This window comes from Kitasatospora sp. NPDC058063, assembly GCF_042885395.1.
Lineage (GTDB): Bacteria > Actinomycetota > Actinomycetes > Streptomycetales > Streptomycetaceae > Kitasatospora > Kitasatospora lactacystinica.
Window position 1 is genome coordinate 194,051 of sequence record NZ_JBHVSD010000005.1, and the last position, 15,637, is coordinate 209,687.

Annotated in this window: 13 protein-coding genes and 2 pseudogenes; 4 read left to right on the forward strand and 11 right to left on the reverse strand. The window is 72.3% G+C overall.

Annotated features, from left to right (window positions below; genetic code table 11):
* Window positions 1-83 precede the first annotated feature (83 nt).
* The 6 genes from ACFVUY_RS10615 to ACFVUY_RS10640 form a co-directional block, all read right to left on the reverse strand.
* A complete protein-coding gene (locus ACFVUY_RS10615; protein WP_387728989.1) occupies window positions 84-1,424 on the reverse strand; it encodes a serine/threonine-protein kinase in 1,341 nt (446 codons plus the stop codon).
* An 11-nt stretch (window positions 1,425-1,435) separates the two neighbouring features.
* Window positions 1,436-2,197 (reverse strand): serine/threonine protein kinase, encoded by a 762-nt coding sequence (locus ACFVUY_RS10620; RefSeq protein WP_387684440.1) that lies wholly within the window; start codon window positions 2,195-2,197, stop codon window positions 1,436-1,438.
* 140 nt (window positions 2,198-2,337) lie between these two features.
* Window positions 2,338-4,380 (reverse strand): glycosyl hydrolase family 32, encoded by a 2,043-nt coding sequence (locus ACFVUY_RS10625; protein WP_387728992.1) that lies wholly within the window; start codon window positions 4,378-4,380, stop codon window positions 2,338-2,340.
* Window positions 4,381-4,409: 29 nt separating this feature from the next.
* Complete coding sequence (locus ACFVUY_RS10630; protein WP_387728994.1) at window positions 4,410-5,861, reverse strand: hypothetical protein; 1,452 nt, start codon at window positions 5,859-5,861, stop codon at window positions 4,410-4,412.
* Window positions 5,858-7,381: a peptidoglycan DD-metalloendopeptidase family protein gene (locus ACFVUY_RS10635; protein ID WP_387728997.1), complete on the reverse strand. Its 1,524-nt coding sequence runs from the start codon at window positions 7,379-7,381 to the stop codon at window positions 5,858-5,860. The genes ACFVUY_RS10630 and ACFVUY_RS10635 overlap by 4 nt, the downstream gene beginning before the upstream one ends.
* An 11-nt stretch (window positions 7,382-7,392) precedes the next feature.
* Window positions 7,393-8,376, reverse strand: coding sequence for an alpha/beta hydrolase (locus ACFVUY_RS10640; protein WP_387729000.1), 984 nt, complete (start codon window positions 8,374-8,376; stop codon window positions 7,393-7,395).
* A 367-nt stretch (window positions 8,377-8,743) separates the two neighbouring features.
* Between ACFVUY_RS10640 and ACFVUY_RS10645 the strand changes: the two are divergent.
* Window positions 8,744-8,868, forward strand: a pseudogene (locus tag ACFVUY_RS10645) (M20 family peptidase); the annotation flags it as partial.
* 85 nt (window positions 8,869-8,953) lie between these two features.
* Complete coding sequence (locus tag ACFVUY_RS10650; protein ID WP_387729002.1) at window positions 8,954-9,178, forward strand: hypothetical protein; 225 nt, start codon at window positions 8,954-8,956, stop codon at window positions 9,176-9,178.
* Here the strand turns inward: ACFVUY_RS10650 and ACFVUY_RS10655 are convergent.
* From ACFVUY_RS10655 to ACFVUY_RS10665, 3 genes and pseudogenes are all read right to left on the reverse strand, one after another.
* Window positions 9,165-10,442, reverse strand: a complete 1,278-nt coding sequence (locus ACFVUY_RS10655) for a WD40 repeat domain-containing protein (RefSeq protein ID WP_387729005.1) — start codon at window positions 10,440-10,442, stop codon at window positions 9,165-9,167. The genes ACFVUY_RS10650 and ACFVUY_RS10655 overlap by 14 nt on opposite strands.
* A 45-nt stretch (window positions 10,443-10,487) precedes the next feature.
* Window positions 10,488-10,691, reverse strand: a pseudogene (locus ACFVUY_RS10660) (IS630 family transposase); the annotation flags it as partial.
* A 198-nt stretch (window positions 10,692-10,889) separates the two neighbouring features.
* Window positions 10,890-11,360 carry a hypothetical protein gene (locus tag ACFVUY_RS10665; protein WP_387729008.1) on the reverse strand — a complete coding sequence of 157 codons (471 nt, stop codon included), beginning with the start codon at window positions 11,358-11,360 and terminating at the stop codon, window positions 10,890-10,892.
* A gap of 217 nt (window positions 11,361-11,577) precedes the next feature.
* Between ACFVUY_RS10665 and ACFVUY_RS10670 the strand changes: the two genes are divergently transcribed.
* Window positions 11,578-12,444, forward strand: coding sequence for a GNAT family N-acetyltransferase (locus ACFVUY_RS10670; RefSeq protein ID WP_387729011.1), 867 nt, complete (start codon window positions 11,578-11,580; stop codon window positions 12,442-12,444).
* Window positions 12,445-12,676: 232 nt separating this feature from the next.
* On the opposite strand, the gene ACFVUY_RS10675 is transcribed toward ACFVUY_RS10670, so the two are convergent.
* Window positions 12,677-13,417: an alpha/beta hydrolase gene (locus ACFVUY_RS10675; protein WP_387729014.1), complete on the reverse strand. Its 741-nt coding sequence runs from the start codon at window positions 13,415-13,417 to the stop codon at window positions 12,677-12,679.
* A 324-nt stretch (window positions 13,418-13,741) separates the two neighbouring features.
* A complete protein-coding gene (locus tag ACFVUY_RS10680; RefSeq protein WP_387729016.1) occupies window positions 13,742-14,944 on the reverse strand; it encodes a hypothetical protein in 1,203 nt (400 codons plus the stop codon).
* 293 nt (window positions 14,945-15,237) lie between these two features.
* Between ACFVUY_RS10680 and ACFVUY_RS10685 the strand changes: the two genes are divergently transcribed.
* Window positions 15,238-15,609: a hypothetical protein gene (locus tag ACFVUY_RS10685; protein WP_387729018.1), complete on the forward strand. Its 372-nt coding sequence runs from the start codon at window positions 15,238-15,240 to the stop codon at window positions 15,607-15,609.
* The last annotated feature ends 28 nt before the right edge of the window (window positions 15,610-15,637 follow it).

The window sequence follows — 15,637 nt, forward strand, 5'->3', positions numbered from 1 at the left end:
GGGTCGAGCCCCGTACGCGCTTCGGGGTGTCCCCGCGCGGGCCGGAGACGGGCCGGAGCGGACGGCAGCCGCGCGGGCGGCGGTCACAGGCAGCGGAGCAGGGCCGGACGGTCCCTCGTGCGGACGGCGGGGAGCCAGGCGGTGGTGGGTCCGGGCAGGCGGACGCGGTACCAGAGGGTGGAGACGAGGTCCTCCTCGTTGATGACGGGGAGGCCGGTCGGGAGTTGGCAGTCGGCGTCGAGGGTGTCGTTGTGCCAGACCCGCACGGGGACGACGTTGTCGGCGGTGTAGGGGCGCAGAGGGTCGACGGCGAGGCCGAGGCTGCACTGAGGGTCGCGGTCGGTGCGGTCCTGACAGCCGCGTTCGGTGTTGAAGACCCGGATGTGGGCGGGTTGTCCGGACGGTCCCGGGTGCGGCCAGAGGGCAGTGCCGGTGACGGCGACCGTGGCGCAGGAAACCAGGGCCAGCAGAGCGGTGCGAGGGCGCGGGGTCGGGCGGCGCGCGCGCCGGCCGGGGCGGTGGGCGCGGATGCGGGCGAGCAGGCTCTCCGCGGTGTGCGGGGCGCGAGCGGCGTGGGTGGGGGCGAGACAGTCGGCGGCCAGGGCGCGCCAGAACGGGGGGACGGCGGCGGCCAGCCGCAGGGCGGCGCGGCCTTCCGCGTACTGCTGGGTGGTGGCGCAGCGGGCGGCGGAGGTGGCGCCGGGGAACGGCCGGCTGCCGGCGGCGAAGACCTCGTGGATCACGATGCCGAGCGCCCAGATGTCGGCGGTGGTGCGAATTCTGACGCCGTGTTCGCCGAGCGGTTCCTTCCAGCGCTCCGGCGGGAGGTAGTCGGGGGTGCCCATCGGGGAGCCGTGGCCGTGGGAGCCGGTGAGTTCGATGGCGAGGCCGAAGTCGGAGAGGCGGACCTCTCCGTCCGCGCCGATGAGGACGTTCTCCGGCTTGAGGTCGGTGTGGACCCAGCCGGAGCGGTGCAGGTGGGCCAGGCCCTCGCAGATGCCGGTGACGATCCTGGCGCCGTCGGCCTCGTCGATGCCGATGGCGAGCAGGTCGCGCAGGGTGCACCGGGCGCGTTCCATGACCAGGACGATCGCGCCGTCGAGCGAGGGCTGGTCGGGGGCGGCCAGGACGATGGCGTCGAGCAGCCGCACCAGCCGGGGGTGCGGGGCGGTACGGCCCAACTCGGCTTCGCGCCGGGCGGCTTCGGCGACCTGGCGGGCCTGGCGGGGCGCGAGTCCGGCGGTCAGCAGCACCTTGAGGGCGACCGTGTCATCCGCCCCGCCCCCGCCGTCGGCCCGGTGGGCGGCGTACACCGTTGCCCAGCCGCCCTCGCCGATCAGCCCGGTGACGGTCCACTCCCCGACCCGGTGGCCGGTCGGCAGGAGTTCCTCGCCGTCCCCGGGGAAGGCCGGGTTCTGCGGCACAGCCGGCCCCCCTACCGTCCGGACCGGCCGGGGCCGGGGTCCGGCAGGAGCACGAGGTGCTCCTCGCGGACGATGCCGAACTTCAGGGCGAGCCCCACCACGGCCTCGCGTTTGCCGCTGCGGCGGTCCGCGCGGTCGTCGTCGGGCAGGTCGACGCGGAGCTTCTCGGCGGCGAGGTAGTCGAGGTGGGAGCTGACCGCGCGGGCGGTGAGACGGGCACAGGAGGGGTGGCCCTGCAACCGCGCGACCACCTGCGGGGTGGTGGGCACGGTGGCGAGGGAGCGGTCGCGCAGCCATGGTTCGCAGAGTGCGACCAGGACCAGGAAGTAGGTGGCGGTCTCGTCCAGCGAGTACGCGGTCATGGTGCGGCTCTCCCAGGAGCCGCCGCGGGCGTCCAGGTCCAGGTAGACGTGGTCGGGCGCGAACACCTGGAAGGACAGCGGGGTTTCCCGCCGGGAGGGCAGCACCACCCGGGAGAACTCGAAGGGGATCGGCGCGCCGACCCGCCGTGGCGGCACCCGCAGGTACTCGCCGGCGCCCTCCGGGTTCTCCACCAGGTAGGCGTGGGAGTCGCTGAGGTTGCTCAACTGCCAGTGGTCGTCGGTCGCGTGGATCTCACCGGCCAGCCGCGAGACCGACTCGTCGCCGAGGCGTAGCTCTACCGGCCTGTGAGCGGATCCGCGCCCGAAGCGCGCCCGCTCTCCCGGACCGAGCCGTAAGGTCGCCGTGTCGCCGCCGTTCCCCGCCGGCAGGTGGACGATAATCCCGCGCACCGCTCCTCCGTTCCGCGCACCGCTCCCCGTCCCGTGCGCCGACTCTTGCCGGACGGACGGACGGTACCTCTTCGCGTACGACAATAAACCGGAGCGGCAGGGTACTTGACAAGGTGGCAGCGGAGTGTACGGGTGTTCGGTCAGAGCATCGGCGCCCCCGGACGCAGCGGTGCCACCGGGCGGTCGCCGAAGGCGGCCCACGGTCGCCAGCCGCCGCCGGGACGGTCCTGAACGCGGGTGCGCAGCCGGCCGTCCTCGGCCACCGCGAAGACGTGCAGCCGTCCGGTGGAGTCGGCCGCGGCCGAGGGCGGCGCGGCGAGCACCAGGCCCGGCTCGCCGAAGTCCTCGCCGAAGACGCCCGCGGGCTCCCAGGCTCCGGCGGGCGCCGACTGCCAGCGGTGGGCCAGCCGTTCGCCGCCGGGGGAGAGGGTGAAGGCCTCCAGCCGGCCGTCCGCGCCGGCGATCGTCAGTGGCGCCGCGGTGGACCAGCCGAGCAGCGGCTGCCAGGCGTCCCAGCCGCCGCTGGGCACCGACTGGCGGCGCTGGAAGGCGGCCGTGCCGGAGGGGGCGATCGCGGTGACGTTCAGCCGCCCGGTGCCGTCGCGGGCCACCCGCGGCGCGGCCCCGGCCGGCGTCCCGAAGCGTTCCCACGCGGACCAGGCGCCGCCGGCCGAGGTCTGCCAGCGGTGCAGCAGCGCCGCGCCGCCGGGCGCGAGCACGAACACCTCCAGCCGGCCGTCGGCGTTGGCGGTGACGACCGGCGGAGCGCCCACCGGGCCGCTGAAGCCCGCGTCCCAGTCGTCCCAGCCGGTCGAGCCGGGCGAGGCCTGGCGGCGGCGGGCGATCAGGGCGCCGCCGGGGGCGAGGGCGAAGACCTCCAGCCGGCCGTCGGCGTTCCGGGCGATGGCGGGGGCGGCGCCGGCCGGGCCGCCGAAGACCTCCCAGTCCGTCCAGCCGCCGTCCGTCCGCTGGACGCGGTGGTGCAGGTCGGCGCCGTCGGGGGCGAGCGAGAACACCTCCAGGCGGCCGTCGGCGTTGCGGCCCAGCACGGGCACCGCGCCGGCGGGCGTCCCGAACTCCTCCCAGTCCGACCAGATGTCGGAGTCCGGGTCGGTCTGGACACGGCGCAGCATCGACCGGTCGGCCGCGTCGAGGGCGAACACGTTCAGCCGGCCCCGGACGTCCGGGGCGGCGACCGGGTTGTCCGGGCTCTGCCAGGGTGGCGGGGTGGACCGCCAGTCCAGCGGGGCCAGGTACAGGCCGCGCCGGAACCAGCCGGCGGCGCTCGCCCACCACTGCCGCCCGTCGGTGACCACCTCCACGGCGTGGCCCGGCACATGGCCGGCGCGGCCGTCGAGGGAGAAGCGGAACGGGTCGCGGGAGGCGAGGACGTCGGTGCCCTCGTAGCCGTTGCGCGGTCCGAGGAACAGGTAGTACCAGCCGTCCCGGGCCACCACGAAGGGCGACTCGGTGATCGAGACGCCGTCCGCGGCGGTGGCCGCGTCGGCGAAGGCGACGCCGGGCTCGCTCCAGGTCAGCAGCTCGGTGGAGCGCCGGTAGCAGACCTGGTGCTGCCCGCCGGGGGCGGACAGTTCGGTGTAGTACATCACCCACTGGTCGCCGATCCGCAGCACCATCGGATCGCGGGCGGCGGTCCCGCGGAACAGCGGCCCGGACGGCAGCCTGGTCCAGGTGGACAGGTCGGTGGAGGTCGCGGCGTTGATCGCCGCCCCTGCGCGCCCGCCCGCCGCGTAGAACATCCAGTGGACGCCGCCCGACTCGACGACGTGCGGGGCCCACAGGTGCTCCTCGCCGAAGTAGGACGGGTCGACGGTCAGCGCGTCCGGGTGGCTGCTCCACGGCCCGGCGGGGGAGGACGCCGAGGCGTGCGCGAGCGAGACCTCGGCGGCGCTGTCGGGCGCCTGCCCGGGCGGTGCGCTGTCGCCGACGATGCTGAACAGGTGCCATCGGCCGCCGGCCCGGACCAGGGTGTGGTCGTTGAGGTAGCGGCGGTGCGTGGCGGAGGGGTCGTAGACCTGCTCGAACGGGCCGGCGCCGACCCACAGGTGGGGCGGTTCGGCAGCGCCGGCGGATGCCGCTGAGGCGGTACGGCCCGGGAGCGGGAGCACGAGTGCTCCCGCTCCGGCCGCCCGCAGCAGGCCGCGCCTGCTGATCGGGTGCATTGCTGTGCTCCAGGGGGTTACCGGCGTGGTCAGCCGACGGCGGGTCCGTGGGTGGTGTTCAGCCAGGCCCATTCGGACCAGGTGGAGAAGCCGGTCTGCCACTTGTGGTGGACCCCGTCGGTGTTGGAGCCGAACACCTCGATCCGGCCGTCGGCGTTGTTCGCCGCGCCGATCTCGGTGCCGCCGGTGCCGAAGGTGTCCCACTGGCCGTACGGGGCGTTCAGGCCGGTCTGCCAGATGTGCTGTGCGGTGCTGCCGTTGATGGCGAACACCTCCACCCGGCCGTCCGGCGAACGTCCACTGGTGAGCCGGGAGTCGGCGGGGCCGCCGGTGGCCTCCCAGCCGGACCAACTGGTGGGGTCGGTCTGGTACTTGTGGTAGACGCCGGCGGGTCCGGAGGCGAAGACCTCCAGGCGGCCGTCCTGGTTGTGGCTGACGGTGAGGTCGTGGCCTCCGGTGCCGAAGTCGTCCCAGGTGGACCAGGTGCCGTTGACGGCGGTCTGCCACTGGTGCTGGAAGGTGGTGCCGTTGAGGGCGAACACTTCCAGGCGGCCGTCGGGGGCCTTGCCGAGTTCGATCTCGCTGTTGGCGGGGCCTCCGCCGGTGGCCTCCCAGCCGGACCAGCCGCTGTTGGGCGCGGTCTGGTAGCGGTGGAAGACGCCGACCGGGCCGGAGGCGAAGACTTCGAGGCGGCCGTCCTGGTTCGTGCCGACGGCGATGTCGTGGCCTCCGGTGCCGAAGTCCTCCCAGCCGGACCAGGCCCCGGAGGGCTGGAGCTGGTAGCGGTGCTGGAGGGTGGAGCCGTTGATCGCGAACATCTCCAGGCGGCCGTCGGCGTTGGGGCCGATGGCGAGTTCCGCGCCGGCGGGGCCGCCGAGGTCCTCCCACTCCGACCAGCCGCCGTTGATCGCGGTCTGCCAGGCGTGCGAGACGCCGTTCGCGCCGGCCGCGAACACTTCGAGGCGTCCGTCCGCGGACCGGGCCGAGACCACCCGGCCGGACTCCGCCGGATACTCCAGCGGCGCGGGGCCGGGTTCGTGGTGGCCGAGCCGGTCCACGGCGGCCCGCGCCTCGTCCATGTGCCGCAGGTGCGCGCCCGCGCTGTAGGTCGACCACTGGTGCCAGTCGAGGCCGCCGTTGGAGATCTTGTAGGCCGCGTCGGCGTTGCACTGGGCGTCGTAGGCGCACGCATCGGAGACCTCGCTGTGCCAGTGGTCGTTGATCTCCCACAGGCCGCGGTCGGTGGAGGTGTCCGGGGTGTTGCCCTGGGTGTTGGAGGCCAGCGGGTTGCAGCTGGACTCGGCGAGGCCGACGGCGATCGCGGTCACCAGGGCTTCGCCCCGGAAGCCCGCCCGGTAGCCGACCTCGGCGCACAGGTCGCTGCCGGTGGCGGCCGGCGCGGACGGGGCGGCGACCACCAGGCCCGCCGTCACGGCCAGCGCGGCGAGCGCGGACAGCAGGGTGCGTTGCGCTCCGGTCACGTGAGGGCTCCTCGGCCGAGGGCGGGTCCGTGGGTGGTGTTCAGCCAGGCCCATTCGGACCAGGTGGAGAAGCCGGTCTGCCACTTGTGGTGGACCCCGTCGGTGTTGGAGCCGAAGACCTCGATCCGGCCGTCGGCATTGGTGGCGGCGCCGATCTCGGTGCCGCCGGTGCCGAAGGTGTCCCACTGGCCGTACGGGGCGTTGAGGCCGGTCTGCCAGACGTGCTGTGCGGTGCTGCCGTTGATGGCGAACACCTCGACCCGGCCGTCCGCGGTCTGCTGGCTGGTGAGCCGGGAGTCGGCGGGGCCGCCGGTGGCTTCCCAGCCGGACCAACTGGTGGGGTCGGTCTGGTACTTGTGGTAGACGCCGGCGGGTCCGGAGGCGAAGACCTCCAGGCGGCCGTCCTGGTTGTGGCTGACGGTGAGGTCGTGGCCTCCGGTGCCGAAGTCGTCCCAGGTGGACCAGGTGCCGTTGACGGCGGTCTGCCACTGGTGCTGGAAGGTGGTGCCGTTGAGGGCGAACACTTCCAGGCGGCCGTCGGGGGCCTTGCCGAGTTCGATCTCGCTGTTGGCGGGGCCTCCGCCGGTGGCCTCCCAGCCGGACCAGCCGCTGTTGGGCGCGGTCTGGTAGCGGTGGAAGACGCCGACCGGGCCGGAGGCGAAGACTTCGAGGCGGCCGTCCTGGTTCGTGCCGACGGCGATGTCGTGGCCTCCGGTGCCGAAGTCCTCCCAGCCGGACCAGGCGCCGGAGGGCTGGAGCTGGTAGCGGTGCTGGAGGGTGGAGCCGTTGATCGCGAACATCTCCAGGCGGCCGTCGGCGTTGGGGCCGATGGCGAGTTCCGCGCCGGCGGGGCCGCCGAGGTCCTCCCACTCGGACCAGGCGCCGTTGATCGCGGTCTGCCAGGCGTGCGAGACGCCGTTCGCGCCGGCCGCGAACACTTCGAGCCGTCCGTCCGCGGACCGGGCCGAGACCACCCGGCCGGACTCCGCCGGATACTCCAGCGGCGCGGGCCGGGGGCCGCTTCCGGGGACACAGGGCACGGTGACGCCGCGCTCCGCGAGATAGGGCTCCGGGTCCGTGCGCATGGACGCGTTCGGGTCGGCCCAGACCCGCAGGTGCAGGTGCGGGCCCGTGGAGTTGCCCTCGCTGCCCATCAGCGCGATCTGCTGGCCGGCCGTCACGTCGTCGCCCTCGAAGACGTCCCGCCGCTGCATGTGCCCGTACTCGGTGATGGTCCCGTCCGGGTGCAGGATGCGGATCCACTGGCCGTAGTCGGGCGTCGTGCCGGAGAGGACGACCCTGCCGTCGCCGGCCGCGTAGATCGGGGTGCCGTAGTCGTTGGCGATGTCGATGCCGTTGTGCTCCTGGGAGTAGTGCTGGGAGATGTGACCGCGGGCCGGGCAGGCCGCCGCGAAACCGGCGGCCGGGGTGGGAGCGGCCGCGGCGGGAACGGCCGGCACGGTGAGCGGCAGCAGCAGGGCGGCCGCGGCCAGGGCCGACCGCGAAGTGAGGGAGACCATCGGAGCGCCCCTCACGCCTTGCGGAGGCGGCCGATGATGCCGTCGATGTCACGCTGCATCATGTCCGGGCGGATGAAGTGGCCGCCCGACTCCTCGTGGGCCTCGTACGGGATGCCGGCGCCGTCGAGCAGGGCGCGGAACTCCCGCTGGCCGGCCAGCACTTCGGTCTCGTTGAAGGTGTCGAAGGGGTTGGTCGGGTCGGGGCTGGTACCGGCGACCAGGAAGATCCGCTTGTTGCGGTAGCTCTCCAGGCGCTCGACCGGGTTGTCGGCGGTCACCCTGGCCTGGTCCCACAGCGGCATGCCGTAGATGCTGCCGCCGGCCAGGTCCTGCACGGCGGAGGAGACGTTGGCCCAGTGCGCGAGCGCGCCGCTGTGGAGCCGCAGGCTGGCCGGGCCGGAGTGGGCGCTGACCGAGGCGAAGTGACCCCAGTACTTGGCGGCGTACTTCAGGGCGCCGAAACCGCCCATGGAGAAGCCGGAGACGGCGCGGCCCTCGGGCTCGGCGAAGGTGCGGAAGTTGGCGTCGACCCAGGGGATCAGCTGGTTGATGTGGAAGGACTCCCAGTTGCGGGGGCCGACGTTGGTGCTGACCGGGTTGGAGTACCAGCCGGCCTGCCCGCCGTCGGGCATCACGACGATCAGCGGCTTGCCGATGGTCCAGTCGCGGACGCCCCGGCGGTCGAACTCGATGAAGTCCTGGAGGCCGCCGTGCAGCAGGTAGAGGACCGGGTAGGTGCGGCCGCTGGTGTGGTAGTCGTCGGGAAGCAGCACGTTGACGGCCGGCTCCCAGCCGATCTCGGCGGTCCGGAAACGGTAGTACCACATCCGGGCGTCGCCCTCGTTGCGGTCGGAGATGTGCAGGCCGAAGCCGTCGTCGGCCGCGCGAGCGGCAGAGGCAGTCGCGAGGACGCCCGCGCCGCCGAGCGCCAGCGCGGCGCCGAGCCCGCCGGCGGACTTGAGGATGCTCCTGCGGGTGAGGTGGTTCGCGGTCACCGTGACCTCCTGAAGGCGCGTGACGGCGGCCCGTCCGGACCGCCGGATTTCCGACGGTTCGGACGGTAGCGACGCGCCGCGGGGCACGGAACCCGGAACCATACGGACTGACAGCGACGGCCCCGGGCATGGAGACTGAGGGGCTGTCGTCCGGACTCGAGGACCGTGTTCCTGCCCGGTCATATTGGTGAATCGACCCAGGTCATCCCACCCGAGTTGGTGGATGCGGCACTGGAGTGAGACCGGAGCGCGCGAGTGACGACTTCGGTGCTCCTCGGCCCGCGGTGGGGTCGAGGGCGGAGCAGAGCTCGGCCGGCCCGAACGGGTCCTGCTCCAGCAGGTCGGCGGCGGCGAGCTGGACGGGGAGCTGTGCGGCATGGGCGTGGTCGGCCACGGCGCCCACGCCCAGGGCGAGTTCATCTACCCGATGCCGTGCCCACCCAGACCGCCCTGGTCACCGGCATGCTGGGCCGCCTTGCCGACCCGGGGCGGACGGGTTCACACGGATGGGTGGCTGCACACGCTCGGTCGCACCGGAACGAACTTTTCTCAAGACCCCTTCTGTTGAGGAGATCTCGTGAAACGACTGCTCCAAGCCGCCGGCCTGGCCGCCACCGCGGTGGCGCTGTGCCTGACCACCGTCACCAACGCCAGTGCCGCCACCGGCACGCTCCGGATCGGCTTCGACACGTTTCAAGAACCCTTCGGCGGGTTGCGCAGCCGCTGGCTGCGTTTTGTCCTCATCGCCGGGGCGGAACCAGCAACCATCCGGTCACAGCACCAACGGCTCACGGCCCAGTAGAGTCAGGGTCGGCATGCAGGGACAGGACCGCGACGTCGCCGCCGAAGCCCACCACGAGCGAGCCTTCCGGGGTCACGGTCAGCGCATGGACTGGCGCGGGAAACACCAGCTCCCGGCCGATCTGCCGCCCGGCGGCCAGCTCCCACAGGCACACCGTTCCATCCGAACCACCGGTGACGACCCGGAGTTCTCCACCGATCACCGCGGTCACCACCGCGGACACGGTGCCTTCGTGGCCGACCAGCCTGCCGACTTCCCGTCCCATGACCAGGTCCCACACGCGCACGGTGGCGTCGTAACCTGCCGTGATCGCGTGGGCTCTGCCGCCGACGACCGCTGTCGCGACCGCCCACGCTTCGCCGTCGTGGCCCGGCAGGGGCTCCCCGACCGGTTGTCCGGTGGTCAGGTCCCACTGCCAGACCTTGCCACCGCTCGTACAGCCCACCGCATGGGGCCTGTCATCGATCACCAGCGTGTCGATGGCCATCAGGAAGTCGTCGTGTCCGGTGAGTTCGCCGACCTGTTCCCCACGGGCCAGATCCCAGACCCGCACGGACACGTCGTCGTCGCTGGCGAGCGCACACGGTCGCCCCTGGACGACAGCCGTGCCCAGACACCACACCTCACCGTTGATCCCCGGCAGCTCGCCCGTCTGCTGGCGGGTGGCCAGGTCCCACGCGAGTACCGCCCAGTCGCTGGCCGTGACGACGCACGGCCGACCGTCCACGACCTCCGTCGCCACCGCCCACACTCTGCCGTTGAGGTCGCTCATGGGCCCGCCGACCGGTTGGCCGGTCTCAAGGTCCCGCACCCGGACCGTCTGGTCCTTGCTGCCGGTGACCACGACGTGGCGGCCGTCCGAGAAGGTTGTCACCACCGCGTCAACACCGCCGGTGTGACCGGACGGGTTCATCTGGAAGTGCGGGTCACTCTGCGCGCCGGTGGACCACAGCACCTGCCATGGCTCGGTGTCGACATCCTCCACTGACACGGCGGCAATCCGTGCCGACAACTCCCGGTCCCCGTACCGAGCCGCGTCCAGGGCCAGCAGCTGCCGCCGCACCCACAGTGGCACGTCCCGGTGTACGTCCACCGACGCCCGGTAGACCGCAGCCATCAGTCGCGCATCGGAATCCGCATCGGAAGCCAGCAACCCCAGAACCCGCTCCGGATCAGCGTTCACCAGCCATGGCAGGTCCGTCCACCACCCTTCCGCCCCCGACGGATCCGAAGCCGAAGCGGTCATATGAACGTCGTCACTCATGGCCGAAACCCTAGTGATGCGGCCGGACAGGTCCGCCAGGTTGGATCAAGCTGCGCTCTTGAGAGGCCGTCCGCCCCAGCGGATGCCTTTCTCGCTTCGGATGCGGGCGCGTTCTTTGCGTTCGGCGGCGAGGACGTCGCGGTGGCCGGCGTTGGCGTTGCGCCAGCGCAGGTAGGCGTGCAGGGCCCGGGTCTGCACGGTGTGGTTGGGGTGGTTGGAGTTGGCGATGGTGAACTGCCTCAGCGGCCCGACGAGCTGCAGGCAAAGGCCGAAGCAACCGGTCGCGACACCCCGTGACCAGACCGCGCAGTGTCCCGCACACGACCGTACTTAACAGGCCACCCATGTCGCGGCGACGGTGACGGTGACGAGATCCTCGCGTTCCTCCGCGCGGCCCTGGCCGAGTGACGGAGGAACAACCACCGATACTCGCGGAACGCCCTCGCATCACTTCTGGTAGCAGCACCCGCCGTACTCGTCGCAGTCGTATGCGAAGCCGTCGTCGGCGCGGTGGGTGCGGCTCAGCTCTTGGTCGTCCACGGGGCAGATCGGGGTGAACGATGCATTGGCCTGGAGGAACGTCGAATCCTTCAGGGAGAACACAGAATTGACGACATCGAGGCCGTGCTCGCGAATCCCTTGCCGAATGAAGGCGAATGCGTCGTGGGCGTGGCCGCAGGCGCACGTGATCGGAGCACATCTGAAGTTCGCGACCCCGATGCCCAGCTCCACTCGAATCCCTTCGGTTTCCTCAGGGGATATCGGGCGGAGCCCCGTGCGGCGAATCCGCTCCGGAGTCCAGAACCGCTCCGTGATGACAGCGGCCTGGGCGCGGGTCAGGTAGAACGAGGCCGAGACGGCACCCGTGATCGTGGCGATGACGATGTCCGTGACGGCTTCGTCGTCCGCTGAAGTCACCACCTTCCGGCGGCGCGACTACCTTGTCGATTTCCGCTGGCAGCTGCATGGCGCCCACTTCTTGAATTTCTGCGATTCACCTGACCTGCGGAGGTGCCTCTTATCAGAGTGCGACGTTCCGTGACCGCTCGGCAACCGGACCGGAGAGCCACCGTGGTCGGCAGGACTTCCGGTTAATGGGTTGCAGATCTCCGGGACGGGGTGTCGGATCTCGGCTATGACGATAGTGCTGGAAACGCCGACCGCAGGCGGGGTGCGCGAGGCCATGGGCGCACTGCGGGAGTGGCAGGACGACGGAGCGCCGATGCAGCTGCACGCGGGGGACATCGGCTGGAACCATCGGCTCGGAACGGCTGAGACGGCCGCGGCGGTTCGGACCTGGAGCCGGGGCGGACGGATCCTCGCCGTCGGGATGCTGGACTCGCCGACGGTGTTGCGGATGACGGTCGCTCCCGACGCGTTCCAGGACGAGGACTTGGCACGGCGGCTCGTCGAGGACATTTCGCTGCCTGACCGCGACGTGCTGCCGGATGGAACGGTGTCCGTCGAGGCGCCGCCGGGCCTGCTGCTTCACGACCTGCTGACCGAGGACGGCTGGGGCGTCGACGAGCCGTGGACGCCGCTCTTCCGCGACCTCGCGGAAGCGGTGGAGGAGCCCGGCGCGCGGATCAGGGCGATCGGCCCGGAGCAGGCGCAGGACTTCGCCGACGTTCTGCGGTCGGCGTTCAACACCTCGCGGCCCACGCGCGAGTACTGGCACGCGATGTCGGCGGGGCCGTTCTTTGCCGACGCCCGCTGCCTGGGCGCCTACGACGACCACGGCAACCCGGCGGCGGTGGTGACGGTCTGGTCCGCCGGCCCGGGGAAGCCGGGACTGGTCGAGCCGATGGGCGTCCACGAGGACCACCGCGGTCGCGGGTACGGTCGGGCGATCACCGTCGCCGGGGCGGCCGCGCTGCGGGCGATGGGCTCGTCGAGCGTTCGGGTGTGCACCCCGAGCTCCAACGCCGGTGCCGTCGCCACCTACAGAGCGGCCGGGTTCGAGGCGAGGCCGGAGATCGGCGACCGGATCCGCAAAGCCTGACGCCGGTACAGCCCGGGCCGGAGTCGGTTCGGTGCGGCTGGTGACCGAGCGCCGCCCCGACCGGGCGCCGCCCGGCCGGGCCGGTACCGCCGATGGCTGGTACCGGCCCGGTCGAGGCGGTTGTGCACCTGCCGGCCGGCGCCGTCACGGAAGGCACGGGCCGGGGCCCAGGCCGTCCTGACGAGTGGTGTGTCGGTCGGCACTGCCTACCGTCCACCGGTCCGGCCCGTGGCTAGCGCAGGTGCCGGGCGAAGAATCCGGCCGCGTCCTCCCCGGCGAACTGCGGGACGCCCGTGTGCCCGCCCATGTTGGCGTGCAGCGTCTTCTCCTGGGAGCCGAAGGCGTCGAACAGGTCCAGGGACGCCTGCCGGTCGTTCCCCTCGTCGTCCCACTGCAGCAGGACGTGCAGCGGAACGGTGACCCGGCGGGCCTCCTCGAACATGGCGCGGGGCACGAAGCTCCCGGCGAAGAGGCCGGCGGCCACGATGCGCGGTTCGACCACCGCCAGCCGGATGCCGATGGAGATGATTCCCCCCGAGTACCCGACCGGGCCGCCGATCCCGGGCAGCGCGAGCAGGGCGTCCAGGGCGGCCCGCCATTCCGGGACGGCCCGGTCGACGAGCGGGAGGATGAGGGCGTCGATGATCTCGTCACTGACCGGCTCACCGGCGGCCATGGCCTGCCGCAGGTCGGCGCGGGCCTGTTCGGCCGCGTCCCAGCGGGGCCGGTCACCGCTCCCGGGCAGCTCGATGGTGGCGGCGGCGAAGCCGTCCGCCGCGCAGCGTCGGGCCCGGGCGACCAGCCGGGGGTACATCTTGTGCAGGCCGAGCGGCGGGTGGCCGAGCAGGACCAGCGGGACCGGCTCGGACGCGGAAGCGGATGCGGGCGTCCACAGGATGCCGGGGATCTCGCCGAGGGTGAACTCGCGCTCGAGGATGTCGTCGTCGAGGCGCTGTTCGGAAGTGAAGTTCATGGTCGTGCCTTTCGGGAATGCGCTGGAACGGCGCTCCCGGACGACGACCTATCGCCCGACCGTGACCCCGGAGGAGAGCACCCATGTCGATACGTTCACGGGTACCACCTCCTTGTTCTCTCGCACGGCCTCCGGCAGGTTAGCAGATCGGCGGAAGCAACGGTCGATACAGGCACTCGGCACCCGACCTGCACACGCCGGACGGGATCCGGCAGGCAGGCGAACCCGCCGATGGCATCGCCGTCCACGCCGAGTACCTGACCGTCCGTGCCACGACGAGCCGGGAGCGGGTGGAGTGCCCGGCGTGCGGGTCTCGCGCGTCGCTCAATCGACGTCCGCGTCATCGGTGTCCGCGTGCTCGCCCAAGCCGAGCGCGGCGAGGACGCGGTCGACGTCCTGGTCGTCGGCTCCCTCGATGTCGATGTCGCCGTCCACGTGCAGGTCGAGATGGGCGAATCGGGGGGCCAGTTCCGTCAGAACGGTCAGCGGGTCCCGGTCGTCGTCCGTGTCCTCGATCACCAGGTCCCTGATGCCCAGGTACGCGAGCTGGGGGAGCAGCGAGCTCTCCGCGAGGACGGCGAAGTCGCCGGCCCCGTCGGGGTCGAAGTGCGCCTCGCTCAGGTCGAGGCTCCGGAGCAGCGGATAACTGGCGGCCTGGAGTTCCTCCAGCTGGGCGTTCGTCCCCACGACGCCGTGGATGTCATGGCCGATCTCCACCTCCAGCGAGGTGAGACCGGGTGCCGAGAACGCGAACAGGGAACCGTCCGAGAAGACGGCCCCCCGGGTCCGCAGATGGGTCAGGGTTTCGTGCTCCACATCGTCGAACAGGAAAGCGCCTTCGAGTTCCAGGGTGCGCAGTGCGGGCAGGGACCTCCACAGGGCGCGCTCCACCTCCTTGGGCACCACCGCGTCGTGCAGGTACGTCTCGGGCTCGATCCGGTTGCCCGTCGATGTCTTGTGGTGCTCGTAGAGCGTGTCGAAGTCGTGGCCGAAGTACAGGGACTCCAGGCGGGGCCACCGCCGACGGGCCAGGGCGGCCGCGGCGCGTTCGGCGGAGTGGTGGTAGTCGGTGAGGTGCAGTTCCAGGCCGGCCAGCAGGCGGCTCGCCGGGTGGGACAGCAGGACGTCGATCAGCGCCGCTTCCCACTGCTCGGGATCGGTCGGATCGAAGGCCCCGGAGAGGGGCGGCTCCGGGAGGGGCAGGTCCGCCAGGAGCCGTTCCACCAGCGCCCGGCGCTGCGGCGCGGTCTCCGCCACCAGCCGGAAGACGGCCTTGTCGATGAAGCCGCGGGACCAGGTGAACTGCCAGGAGCCGTCACCGCGCAGAGGATCGAGGCCGAGCGCACGCTCCACCTGCCCGTACACCTTGGCAAGCTCGGCCGCATCCCCGCCGCCGTTCTCCTGGAGGTGCTCCAGCCGGATCGCCTCGCCTCGTGGATCACCTGCCGCGGTGAGCGCGTCCGCGTAGGCGAGCCATGCCTCCCACTCGCCTGACACCGGTACGGCCACGTCGTCGACAAAGCGCATGTCCTTCTCCTGGTCTCGGATACGAGGCACCCTAGGCGTCGCCACCGACACCGCCCCACCACCGATGTCCGACCTTGCGGGCCGACTCGGCGTTGCGAAGCGGCCTGCCGCGGCGCGCGGTGGGTGGGGGAGCCCCCGCGGTCGCCTTCTGCCACGAAGCGGTCCCGGATGATTCACGATTCGTCCACGGGCGCCGCACGGGCGAGTGAAGGTGCTGCCACTGGGGAAATACGGGCGCATCGGGGTGGTGGCTCGCGGGCCCGGGACGGGCCCGGCGTGGAAGGGGGCTGGGGATGTCGCGTGGATGGACTGTCTCGGTGATCGTGGTGGCGGTGGCGGGAATCGTCTCGACGCCGGTGTTCTGGTTGATGGACGGCCCCGACGCCGGGCAGCTGGTCGGTGCGTCGGTCCAGGGCGCTTCGGGCATCGCCGCCCTGGTCTGGGCCGTTCTCCAGCAGCGGTCCGCGGCAGCGGCGTCGGCTTCCGGCCGGGTCCGCACGGCCGTCCGCACCGGCGCGGCCGAGGCGAGCGAGGGCGGAGTGGCCAGCACCGGCGTGCGCGACCCCGGGGGCGCGGGCGGCGGGAGCTTCCGGGCGGATCGGACCGGGAACGCCAAGGCCACGGGCCAGGGGAGCAAGGCCGTCACCGGCGTCGACAACAGCTGAACCGCGCGACCACCGGACGGGGGGCCTG